This is a genomic window from Bacillus sp. SJS, from assembly GCF_000732485.2.
GTDB lineage: Bacteria > Bacillota > Bacilli > Bacillales > Bacillaceae > Metabacillus_B > Metabacillus_B sediminis.
Map to the genome: position 1 here is coordinate 58,913 of NZ_JAQV02000019.1, position 12,128 is coordinate 71,040.

The 12,128-nt window shown below is 45.2% G+C and carries 11 protein-coding genes; 8 read left to right on the forward strand and 3 right to left on the reverse strand.

Translation table 11 applies throughout. From position 1 onward, the window contains the following. The first annotated feature begins 100 nt into the window (after positions 1-100). From AS29_RS10935 to AS29_RS10945, 3 genes are all read left to right on the forward strand, one after another. Complete coding sequence (locus AS29_RS10935) at positions 101-568, forward strand: hypothetical protein (protein WP_035405791.1); 468 nt, start codon at positions 101-103, stop codon at positions 566-568. Then, a complete protein-coding gene (locus AS29_RS10940) occupies positions 565-1,413 on the forward strand; it encodes a DUF6671 family protein (protein ID WP_035405792.1) in 849 nt (282 codons plus the stop codon). Before AS29_RS10935 ends, AS29_RS10940 begins: the two co-directional genes overlap by 4 nt. Before the next feature lie 191 nt (positions 1,414-1,604). Then, entirely contained in the window at positions 1,605-3,035 is a 1,431-nt protein-coding gene (locus AS29_RS10945) for an NADP-dependent isocitrate dehydrogenase (RefSeq protein WP_051860594.1), read from the forward strand. Positions 3,036-3,485: 450 nt separating this feature from the next. Here the strand turns inward: AS29_RS10945 and AS29_RS21380 are convergent, their stop codons facing one another. Next, positions 3,486-3,650, reverse strand: coding sequence for a hypothetical protein (locus tag AS29_RS21380; protein ID WP_156505933.1), 165 nt, complete (start codon positions 3,648-3,650; stop codon positions 3,486-3,488). A 254-nt stretch (positions 3,651-3,904) separates the two neighbouring features. Here AS29_RS21380 and AS29_RS21385 point away from each other — a divergent pair, with 254 nt between their 5' ends. Further along, complete coding sequence (locus tag AS29_RS21385) at positions 3,905-4,045, forward strand: hypothetical protein (protein ID WP_156505934.1); 141 nt, start codon at positions 3,905-3,907, stop codon at positions 4,043-4,045. 136 nt (positions 4,046-4,181) lie between these two features. Next, positions 4,182-4,976: a class I SAM-dependent DNA methyltransferase gene (locus AS29_RS10950; RefSeq protein WP_035406066.1), complete on the forward strand. Its 795-nt coding sequence runs from the start codon at positions 4,182-4,184 to the stop codon at positions 4,974-4,976. An 11-nt stretch (positions 4,977-4,987) separates the two neighbouring features. Here AS29_RS10950 and AS29_RS10955 read toward each other — a convergent pair whose 3' ends face one another. Next, positions 4,988-5,845: an STAS domain-containing protein gene (locus tag AS29_RS10955; protein WP_035405796.1), complete on the reverse strand. Its 858-nt coding sequence runs from the start codon at positions 5,843-5,845 to the stop codon at positions 4,988-4,990. A gap of 327 nt (positions 5,846-6,172) precedes the next feature. Between AS29_RS10955 and AS29_RS10960 the strand changes: the two genes are divergently transcribed. From AS29_RS10960 to AS29_RS10970, 3 genes are all read left to right on the forward strand, one after another. Then, positions 6,173-7,264, forward strand: a complete 1,092-nt coding sequence (locus AS29_RS10960; protein WP_051860595.1) for a D-alanyl-D-alanine carboxypeptidase family protein — start codon at positions 6,173-6,175, stop codon at positions 7,262-7,264. A gap of 26 nt (positions 7,265-7,290) precedes the next feature. Then, on the forward strand, positions 7,291-8,100 hold the full coding sequence (locus tag AS29_RS10965; protein WP_035405799.1) for a hypothetical protein: 810 nt from the start codon (positions 7,291-7,293) through the stop codon (positions 8,098-8,100). Positions 8,101-8,232: 132 nt separating this feature from the next. Continuing rightward, the gene (locus AS29_RS10970) at positions 8,233-10,329 is read left to right on the forward strand and encodes a M28 family peptidase (protein WP_035405801.1); all 2,097 of its coding nucleotides are present in this window, start codon (positions 8,233-8,235) and stop codon (positions 10,327-10,329) included. A 387-nt stretch (positions 10,330-10,716) separates the two neighbouring features. On the opposite strand, the gene AS29_RS10975 is transcribed toward AS29_RS10970, so the two are convergent. Then, complete coding sequence (locus tag AS29_RS10975; RefSeq protein WP_051860615.1) at positions 10,717-11,607, reverse strand: AraC family transcriptional regulator; 891 nt, start codon at positions 11,605-11,607, stop codon at positions 10,717-10,719. Positions 11,608-12,128 lie beyond the last annotated feature (521 nt).

Here is a 12,128-nt window from a genome sequence, read left to right on the forward strand (position 1 = left end):
GGATAAGTTCTTCGCTGCAACAGGGTGTTGCCCGCTAGGCAGAATTTCTTTGCTTCAATGCACTTGCGCTTTTGTTCTTACTAAAAAGGGAGGTTGTTCTATGGTTGGGATAAAAGAGAATCAGAAACCGCGTGTATTAATCCTTGCAGATATGGATGCTGCGTTTCAAGAAGACGGAGCTTATGTGATCCGCTGCCCCAGCAGGCAGATTTGGGATGGATACGGTTCATTTATCCGGGGCGTTTTAATACTCGTGTATAAGCTGAAAATAGATCGGATTGAGGTGATCTGGACGGATGGAAAAAGCGGTCTTGAACAATGGAAGGAGTTAATGCGGAAACATGGGATTTCAGAGGAATGTCTAAACGATTCAAATTATTTATTGAAGTATTTACATGGATTGGATCCTTCACGATGGTTTGGAGAGCAGTCTGCTCTGGAAGATGTCAGGGATACGGTGACATTATTGCAGCAGCATCCGCTTCTCCCTAAAAACATAACGGTCAAAGGCTACCTCTTAATGAAAGAAAGAAAGCAGCTGATTTCCTTAAAGGAGCTTAGTGGATGAAGCATCCCTATTCCGGTAAAGAGGCCGCATTTGCTACGATGCATAGAAAGGAAGAAATAGCTGTTCCAGTGTTCGCTGAGCTGCAAATTTCCCTTCGGGTCCCTCAGAATATCAACACAGATGAATTGGGGACATTTACAGGGGAAACAGAAAGAAAGCAGCCTCCCTTGGAAACAGCGCGTTTAAAAGCAAAGCTTGGAATGAAGCGGCTTGGCCTTCCTTACGGTCTAGCCAGTGAAGGAAGTTTTGGTCCATGCCGGTTCTTTCCTTTTGTCGGGGAGGATTGTGAAATTTTTTTGTGGATCGACGAAATTCTTGGAATCGAAATACATGAACAGGTCATCAGCACCGCAACCAATTTCAGTTCAGCGACTGTCTCGTCCCTGGAAACAGCCGAGACCTTTCTAAAAAAAGCGGACTTTCCATCCCATTCCTTAATTGTAAGGCCAAATCAAATGACTGAGCCTGTTTTCTACAAAGGAATCTGCGGAAGAAAAGAACTGGATGAAGCGATTGCAGAATGCACAGCGATCTCAAAAGATCAGCTCGCAATAATTCAAACGGATATGAGGGCCCATCATAATCCTATGAGGCAGAAGGTCATCCATGAGGCAGCGAGAAAACTTGTGAAACGGATGGGTTCTCTATGTCCTGAATGCGGATGTCCCGGCTGGGGGGTCAGCAAAACGGTAGGAGGGCTTCCCTGTGAACTGTGCCATATTCCGACTGCGATGGTGAAAGAGGAGATTTTTAGCTGCAAAGCCTGCACATATAGCAGGACGGAAAAACGGAGTGATGGAAAGACAGAAGCAGGTGCGATGTATTGTGTTATTTGCAATCCATAAGAATAGGAGAGATGGAGATGAATTGTGTATACTGCGACGGGCATGGAGAAGTAGTTTGTATGTGTTTGCAGGCTGGGCAAATGGAAAGTGAGAACTTCAGACAGGACTGTGCCAAGTGCCATAGCCATGGTTACATGGTTTGCCATACATGCAACGGAAGCGGTTATTTGGAAACTGGAGAATAATGGGGGATGAAGATGAAAAAGCAAATTACAGTAGCTCACGGGGATGGAATTGGTCCGGAAATAATGACAGCGGTACTCCGCATGATCAAAGCTGCAGGTGCTGAGCTTGAGATTGAAGAAGTAGAAATCGGTGAAAAGGTTTACGAACGAGGAGTTACTGCTGGGATGGACAGGACGGCATGGGATTCAATTCGCCGGACAAAAGTGTTTTTGAAGGCGCCGATTACCACTCCGCAGGGCGGAGGCTACAAAAGCTTGAATGTAACAACTCGCAAGGCACTTGGACTATATGCAAACGTACGGCCTTGCCCATCCTTTTCCCCATTTGTGGACACACTTCATCCGGACATGGATGTCGTGATAATACGAGAGAATGAAGAGGATTTATATGCTGGGATTGAGCATAGGCAAACAGATGATGTATATCAATGTCTAAAACTCATTTCGCGGCCGGGCACAGAGAAAATTGTCCGCTATGCATTTGAATATGCCCGGCATCATAACCGGAAAAAGGTAACATGCTTTGTGAAAGACAACATAATGAAGCTTACAGACGGATTGTTCAGCAAAATTTTTCAAGAGATTGGCGAGGAATATCCCGAAATCGAGAAGGAAAACTGGATTGTTGATATTGGAGCAGCAAAACTTGCAGATACACCGGAAATGTTCGATGTCATCGTCATGCCAAATCTATACGGAGACATCTTATCTGATGTTGCGGCCCAGATCGCAGGATCGGTCGGGATGGCGGGATCTGCGAATATTGGAGAACACTGTGCGATGTTTGAGGCGATACACGGCTCTGCACCAAGACGTGCCGGCCAAAATCTCGCAAACCCATCCGGCTTGCTGCATGGAGCAATCATGATGCTCGTCCATATCGGACAGACGGAAGCAGCCGCAGCCGTCCATAATGCCTGGCTGAGGACGATCGAAGATGGAATCCATACGTATGATTTATACAAAGAAGGCGTAAGCAAACAAAAAGCCGGCACCCAGGAATTCGCGGATGCAGTCATCGCCCGGATTGGTCAGATTCCCACAGCACTTAAACCTGTCTCATACAGCACAGGATCTTCATGGAAGATTGCGGCAGCAGAAACCAAACCGGCAAAAAAAGAACTCGCAGGAATCGATATTTTTCTACACTGGAAAGGTGGAAACCCAGATGAGCTTGGCCGTAAGGTGTCAGCTATCAAGTCAGAGAATCTAGGTCTGTCCGTCATTACAAATCGCGGAGTAAAGGTTTATCCCGATGGGCTACCGGAAACATTTTGCACGGACCATTGGCGCTGCCGTTTCCTTGGAGACGGCATTACACCTGAACAGGCAGCAGAACTGTATGTAAAGCTTATCCAACATGGATTTGACTGCATTAAAACGGAAAATCTATACCTGTTTGACGGAATACCGGGATTTTCGGCCGTACATGGATAGACCGGGTTATGGCATAGGACAATTTTAAAGAAGACGATCAAAAGAACCGGATGGTCACCGTGACCGAGAATCGTCACTGCGGGTTTATTGGATAGTGAAATAACCAGAAAAAAGGAAGGCGCAAAAGGAAACAAGGTTGTTTCTTTTGGTGCGATCCTTTTTTCGTGTCGGCACTTTTAAACAGATGATGGACCCCGAATTTATCAAATGGGGACTGTATATTCAGTCGAATTTGCAGGAATTATGGCTCTAATCCCTTATCTTTAGTCTAGGTTTAAAACGTCAATAAGAAAACCGCGGCACAAGTCGTTTTCCGCTATGACATGCAGCATTCAAGCCAAGGTTCGCAGCTTGATCCGAACTCCAACTACATATGAAGAGCACAGTTTCAACTCAATGATGATGGCAGAGTACACCAAGGCTTTGAAGTGTGGGTGCCGGAGCTTTAGTTCAGTACAATTTGTGGGGACTGGCACGGTGCCAGTCCCGTTTTGTCTGCGGCTCAAGTGCCTTCATGATCCAGGCGTTAAGAATGAGGAATAAGAGGGTGACCGTCATGAGGGTGATGAACTTGATTTTAATCGCCTTTAAATAAAGCTTTCTAAATAAATACAAGAGCCATTCTCCTATCTATCTTATATCTGGTGATACTGGGTTAGTTCCTTCTATTATAAAGGATCATCAAGAAAAAAATGGTAAAATATTTCAAGGGAATATATCTATTTAATCGGTGGAGGAAAAAATCAAATAGTATACAAAAGAAAGGCTTCAAACATAAAAAGCAGAGGCATTTTTAGTTGGGATAATCATACTTTTCTATTAATATTTGATTTTTGGTTATTGTAGTTAAAAAAATTGGGAGGTGCTTAATGAAAAAGGATCAAGAAAAAAGTAAGATCAGTTCTGATGATGGCTGGAATAGAACAGTATATGGAAGTCCGACCATTGGGGGCGTGATTGTTATCATCATCGTCATCAGCTATTTTCTGTACCAATGGATTGCAAACTAAGGGATGCTGAAAATGGAAAATTACAGCATCACTTTACGGTTTATTCATCTCGATGTATATGAAATTTTAGGGAGAGGTATCCGGCCACTTCCACTTTTAGTATGATTATTACCTAAGATTAGGAGGGAGTATGGATATGACAAGCTATGATAAGGATCTGTTTAAAGGCACCGCCGGCTTTTACTCTCAATACCGACCCATCTATCCTTCTTCCTTAATCAGACTGCTGATAGACCGGTTTGAATTAGATGGGAAGGGAAAGATGCTTGATCTAGGCTGCGGAACCGGGCAGCTCACTCTCAGGCTTTCCGACTGGTTTGAGAAACTTATCGGAGTAGATCCTGAAGAGGAAATGCTTGTCGAAGCAGAACGGAACCGCATTGCAGCTAGGGTGGATCATTGTGAATGGTTAGCTGGAAAAGCGGAGCATTACTTAAATGGCATAAATAATGAAGCATTCCGTCTGGTTATGATGGCGAAATCGTTTCATTGGATGGATCAGGAAGCCATCCTCGAAGGTCTTTACACGCTTATCGATGGCGGTGGAGGAATTGCAATCATAGATGCTTATAATCCAAATCAGAAGTCTGAACCGTGGCAACTGGAACTGAATCGAGTCGTTCGGAATTGGTACGGAGAAGAGCGGAAGGCGGGGAGCACAACGTATTCGCACCCTGCTATGAGCTATGAAGAAAGAGTCTCCCGTTCCAGATTCAAGGCAGAAGTCGTGAAACTTCCTGCCTATCAGTATGTTTGGTCAGCTGATTCAATAATTGGAAATGTGTATTCAACGTCCTATGGGTCAAGGCGGTGGATAGGGGAACAGCGGGAAGCGTATGAAACCGAATTGAGAGAAGCGCTTCTAAACATTCATCCAAACGATTCATTTGTAGAGGAAATTCAGCTGACGGTTGTTTTAGGTCTGAAATGAAAAAAACGCCCTCATGGACGTTCTTCCGTTCCAGCTATATCTTTCTCCACTAACGCAAACCCAATATGCGATAACGCCGCTGCCAGAGATTTCTTCACTAAAATCCCGTCTAAAATCAGATTGCTTTGAACCATTTGCTGTGCATGTTCAGGGAGGATGCCAGTTAGGATTGGGGTTACTCCGATTAACTCCAGCATGTTGACTAGCTGGAGCAGGTGATGGATGACCTCTTTGTTAATTCGGCTGATTCCTGATAGATCCAGTATGAGATATTGAAGGCAGCGGTCTGAGCTTTGCTTAAGGGTTGACTTGATGATGATTTCAGCCCTTTTTTGACTGATGTCTCCAATTACAGGGAGAACGGCTATGTCATCTGTGAGCGGCACCATCGGAGCGGATAATTCCTCTACCTCACGATTGACTCGATCAAGATCAAGGACATAGCTTAAGAGGGAGGCCATGGTAGTAAACAGCTCAACGTGCTCTTCTTCAAATTCTACCTTTTTATTGTCCAGACCGCAGATGGTTCCGTAGTTTTCCCCAGTGCTGAAATTGATTGGGATGCCAATGAAGCTTCCACCTGACAAATTCTTGGTAACGGTCATATCCTTCGTCCAATCATTACCGTTCAAATCCTCAATCATCAGAACGCGATTCCCATAATCCACACTTAGCTTGCAAAATGTATCTTGAAAGGGCAGGGTATCCCCGCTATTCAGCAAGGCATAATCCCGGTTAACCACTTTTTCGATTTTATTGGATTTTTGATCATTTTTAGCAATGAAAAGAGTGTTAATCGGAACAATCGTGCTCATAAAACTTAAAATCTTTTCTGCTGCCTCGTCGAAATTCTTAATGGAATGAATCATGCAATTCCTCCCCCTTCTGCCCACGATTTATGTAATTGTTTCTCAATCTATATACTGTCGTTTATTTTCTTCTGGTTTATATGCGACATATTATACCAAAGATTTATTTCAAATGGCCTAAAATGTCATTTACCCTATTTCCTAGAAGGTTAAACAAATACATTAATAGATCAAAATACCCCTCAACTTGCCTTTTTCTTCTATTTTAAAAGAAAATACATATTTTAGGACACAAATACCTAATCCTCCTGTAAAATGTAGAAGGAGTTTGTCGATTCGTTCTGCCATTGGGTATGTTATACCATTTCTATTTCCAGGAGGATTTCCATGTTTAACAGAAAGCTAGTTTTCTATTTTCTTCTTTTCTTTTTTATCGCAGGTCAGGTTACCCCAGTTCATGCAGCAGCGGCAGTTCCAAAAATCTATAGCCAGTACGCTGTAGTCATGGACGCAAATTCAGGGGAACTCATTTATACGAAGAATCAGGACAAAAGATGGTATCCGGCAAGCATGACAAAGGTGCTGACCGCGATGATCTTAATGGATAAAGTATCCTCTGGTGCGATGATGACGGCAAGCAAGAACGCGGTGAAGAAGGACGCAAGCAACTCTTATTTCCGCTTAAAGGCCGGCGAAAAAATGAGCCGGGAGGATGCGCTCAATGCCCTGCTGATCCTGAGCTGCAACGATGTCGCGGCGATGATTGCCGAGCATATAGCGAGAAGCGAATCCAATTTCAGTGCATTAATGAATAAGAAGGCAAAGGAAATCGGAGCGAAAAACAGCCATTTCGTCACCCCGAACGGACTTCACAGCAGCAAACACTATACCACCACTCAGGATATGGCGCTGATTACAAGGGAAGCATACCTGAAATATCCGGAAGTACTTAAAGCGATGGGAACAAAATCTGCGGTCGTCCGTACCTCGAAGAGAACCGTAAAATTGACAAGCAAGGCCACCTTCCATGGCATGCCATATGTCATCGGGGGTAAAACAGGCTACACAAATGCAGCCCGCAATTCCCTCGTTGAGATCGTAAAGAAAGGCAACACCACCCTGATCGGCGTCGTCATGAAATCGACTAAATCCTATGCGGTAAAGGATATCGCCGCCATGACGAACTACTCCTTCTCCATGATGGAGACAATTCAGCCAGTCGCGGCCGGACAAACAGCGGCAACCATTAATGTCCGTAACACCCAAGTGCCGTTAGTTGTTCAAAACGGCATATCCTTTTCCACCAAAAAGGATTCAAGTCTGCCGATTACCATAAAAAATAGTTTCCCGAGAACGCCGATTACATCGATTGCCATTGGACAGCCATTCGGTGAGGTGACGGTTTGGAAGAATGGGAGAATGGTGGGGAGTTCGCCGCTGATTTCGACTGTGGAAGTGAATGAGCCGGCAGCCAGGTAAAGAATGGAGAAAAATAGAGGTGCAGCATGAACAGAATGAAGCCGATTTATGCAGGACTCCTGATTGCACTCCTAACTGTTGTTATGAGCGGGTGCATGAATGAGGGAGATTTAAAAAGACCTCTCGATCAGTATTTGAAAGAGTCCTATGGAATAAAAAGCGAAGACTATCATTTTCTAACATGGGACAACAACTGGTTTGAAGGGATCGAACACCAAACAGCGATTGAGATTGAAAAGCCTTACGTGACCACGGTTTATATCAGTATGGAGCGTGATACATATAAGGTTGAATCAGAGCGCGTATATCCTGAACTGGTAAAGGGAGCTTTTATCAATCAGCATCCAGAGGTACTCACCCTGTCAGAGAAAATGATTGATCAATATGGTTTTCTAAAAAAATCACCTACTGGGTACCATGAAATGAAGGATAACTTTTATTACTATCTAAACGTAAATGTAGGGGAAAATATAAAAAACAAGCTTGCCGAAGATTTCAAGAAGACCCAGAAAATCCAGACGGAACAACTATTGCCTGCATATATGAAAAGCAGTGAAAATACCGATGAAGAGCCAGACAGCATACGAGTAAACTTCGCATTCTACTATAATACTCAAAACCGGAGTGATGCCATTCCCAGTGCGGAGAATCTTGTGAAAGATTATGAGAAAGGCGGAGTCCTTCCTCAAGGACTTTACAGCATTGGCGTGAAGACGATTAACTCGAGCGATGGCGGGTATTCCGTTGGAGTCGACAGCAGAAACAGCACGGTAATGTTCAGAGTAGATTCGAATGGAGCATTTCAAGATGTCCGGGTATTGCTGCCTGAAATTTAAAGCTGCCAGCCATAATGAAGGTTTCATTGTGGCTTTGTTGCGGATAAAAACCCTAACCGTTGCACCAATGGAAGCGATTGGATACGATAAAATCTGAAGATTAGGAAAAATAATATCAGGGAGGAAACAGGATTGAAATCAAATAAGTATATGAAACTAGTTCTTGCCGCAGTCATTGCCCTGCCTTTTGCCGGCCAGACAGCACATGCGGAAGAAAAGAATGCTGCACAAGAACAGGCGGAAAAAACCGCCATGAATGCCTTCATGAATAAGGTGGATCAAGAGTATGTCTTCAGCAAAGCGTATGAGCTCAGCAAATACAAATGGAGAACCGCAGGCAGCCAGGCAGAGCATCAGGCCTCTTTATATGTAGAAAAAGAAATGCGAAAGCTTGGTTTGCAGGATGTAAAGAAAGAGAGTTTCGAAGTGGACAGCTGGGAGTTCAAGGGGGGGAATCTCACATTTAAGGATTATCCGCGCATTTCCATGCCGGTAGCCTCCTATGCAACGAAAGGCACGCCGAAGTCCGGATTAAAGGCGGACCTCATTTACGTTGGCAAAGGAACACAGGATGATTACAAGAACATTGATGCCAAAGGGAAAATCGTTCTTTTAGATATTGATTTAAAGAATGACTGGTGGATCAACTATCCAGCCCTTCAGGCGGAGCTTCAGGGAGCGGCAGGTGTCATCGCGATCGTCCGGGATACATATGGAACGATTAGCAGGGACACGCTGAATACCTTTGATTTCACAGGACCCGTCACGATTCCGACCGTCAACATTTCGGTGAAGGATGGAAGCAAGCTGAAGAATCTTTTAAAAAAGAAAAAGTCCCTTTCTGTCAATTTAAAAACTGACAATAAGGTTACCCCAAAAGGGACAAGCTACAACGTGGTTGGAAAAATTCCCGGAAAAACGAATACGGGAGGCATCATCGTTGGCGGGCATCTCGACGGATACTTCGAAGGCTTCAATGATAACGCAGCCTCGATCGGCTTAATGCTTGGCGTGGCGAAAGCGATGAAGGATTCAAACTACAAGCCTGAACATCCCATTTATTTTGTTGGACATGCCGCCGAGGAATATGGTGCCATCAACTCCTACTTCGACTGGCAGATCGGCAGCTGGAACATGATCAACAAGCTCCATCCGGAATGGCGCGGCAATTCCCGTCTTTTCGTAAACACGGAGTTTGCGGCCATTAAATTAAAGGACGCGGATGAAGTCAATACAAACGATGAACTGATGGGCTTTGTGCAGGATTATATCGACAGTAAGGCACCTGCCGTGAATACAGCGACCTATCCGAATGGCTACAAAGTAACGGGGAACAACAGTACAGGCTCGGATGATTACAGCTATTCCATTGCCGGCGTCCCGACCGTGGCAAACGACCGCTCCGGCTCGGACTTCTTCACAACCCTTTACCACACCCAATATGACACGGCGAGATACGGGAACAAAGAAGTCCTTGCTGATCATGTCAAACTTTACGGTTCCCTGATGATTCACGCCGATCAGATTGCCATCATGCCTTTCGACTTCGGGAAGAAGCTGGAGGGATTCCAGCAAACCATCGATGATGACATCCTGAAAAGTGCGGATATTGATCCAGCCACGCTCAGAACGGAAACCGGGGAAGCGAAAAAACTTGCGGATTCACTATATAAAAAAATGCTCGATATCAACGAAAAGCAAAGAGAAGCTGCTACTTCACCGCAGCAAAAAGCAGCCCTGGCAAAAGCAGAAAAAGAACTGCTCCAAGTATTCCAGCTGACACAGGGCGAGCTGATGAAACTGAACTGGTCGATTGTTCCAACCTTTGCTCATAAAGAGCATCAGAAAACAATCAGCCTGCTTGACCAAAGCATCGCTGCCCTCCAGCAGGGGAAAGGACAGGAAGCACTCGACGAGTATTTGCTTTCTATTGAGGATGAATGGTACAGCTACCACTTTGATAAAAAAGTGATTGACCAAGTCACCGACTCAGCCCTCCATCAGCCGGATGACCGCTTGTTCTGGGGAACGGGGAAATACGTGAAAAATGTAGATCTTTATAATGTGATTTCTTCTGTAAAAGAGAACACAACTGGTGATTACACTAAAGAGATTGCTGAATTAAAGAAGGTAAAAGCGGAGCAGGAAGCAGAATTAAGCAAGGTGGTTAAAGAAGAGACGGAACTGATGAAGAAGATTCGGATGAAGCTGGGAAATGTGAAATTGTAACGGTTTTTTTTTGCAGGAACTCGTGGTTTAGCGGGTTCCTTTTTTTGTAGATAGCGGTTTCTATTGTGGCGCCTGACCCGCTGTGCTTCACCGCAACGGGGGACAGAGGATATAGTTCATAATCCCTTCTGCCCCAACGGTTAGCGGAGGAGGTGCCGGAGCTTTCGTACGGTAAAATCATCGGGGACTGGCACGGTGCCAGTCCCGCGATCCTTCACCGCAAAAGGGGACAGAGACCACCTGCCATGAGCCTTTCTGCCCCAACGGTTAGCGGAGAAGGTGCCAGAGCTTTAGTTCTGTGAAATTTGTGGGGACTGACCCCTTCATTCCTTACCAAGCTAAAAATGTTCCAAAGATTCTTACGTCCTGCATATGGTTTGGTATGTTTTAAAGTTTGGTTGGCGCAATTTCATCTCTCGCTTTCACAGGAAACCAGATTTCACTCCTGAATACGGGCGAGCTTGTGTCCTTGCTTTCGTTCCATAGAATTTCCGGGCCCTCCGTCTGCTCGTATCCGGAGGAGGGGAACCACTCGGAATAGACTCGGCCCCATACGTTTTGGAGGGTGTCCGGGAAGGGGCCGATCGCTTCGAAAACCGCCCATAGGGATGGTTTAACTTCGAGCGAGGCGAAGTGTGCAGGACCATCCTTCACAGTTGCAACCCCAATATAGTGGTCCAGCGCTCCTTTTTCCTCGAGCCTGCCTTCTGAAAAATTCGCCGAAGCACTGATAAGGCCTGGTGGTTCGACATCGGATAGGGCTTTAAGTTCTTGAATCAGCTGTGGATTTAAACTGTTCCACATAGCTGCAATCTCCGGGTTCACCCCTTCAAAAACAATCTGTACCCTTTTCTTGATCCCGACTATACGAAATGCATCTTTCTCAACGATCCGGTAATTCATCGGCTTACCTCCCTGAATGGATAATTGGAAGGACACGGGCGGATAGGCTTTAAGGGAATGACCGCTCGTCTTTGCTTCGGATGGCGTGATTCCATGCAGCTGCTGAAAGGCCCGAGCGAACGCGTCAGGAGATTGGTAGCCGTACTTAAGCGCTGTATCAATCACCTTAACATCCCCCTTTTTCAATTCAAAGCCTGCCAGCGTCAGCCGTCTTCTCCGAATATATTCAAGCAGCGTCATTCCCGCCAGATAGCTAAACATCTTTTTGAAATGGAACTCCGAGCAGCGGGCGATCCGGGCTGCCTCTCTCATATCCAGCTCCTCTCCAAGATGCTCTTCAATATATCGAAGCGCTTCATTCATTTCCTTCAGCATTTCCGCCACCGTCCTTTCCACCTGATTTTATCCAAACCGTCATCTGCTTTCCCGACCATTCTGTACTTATTTTTGTCGGATTGGAAGTATGGTTGAAAATTTTTCCTGATTTTTCTGTTCAAATTGGAAGAAGGGAGGGATTGGAGTGACTCATAATTAGAAAAAACCTTAATTACGCTTGGTTTTATTGGAGCAGGAATCGGCGCTTATTTTAGATTAGTCACTTTTTGTGAAAGGCTGGTTTAACTTATCCTGGCTAGGCTTCCTTTAAGATGACACATAGTTTTTCGGCACCATTGGTCCTTTTGTTATGCTGATTATGGTGCCAGACCTGCGATCCTTCACCGCAACGGGGGACAGAGGATGTGGTCTATAATCCCTTTTGCCCCAACGGTTTGTGGAGGAGGAGCCGGAGCTTTCGTCTAGTAAAATCTTCGGGGACTGGCACGGTGCCAGTCCCGCGATCCTTCACCGCAAAAGGGGACAGAGACCATCTGCCATGAGCCTTTCTGCCCCAACGG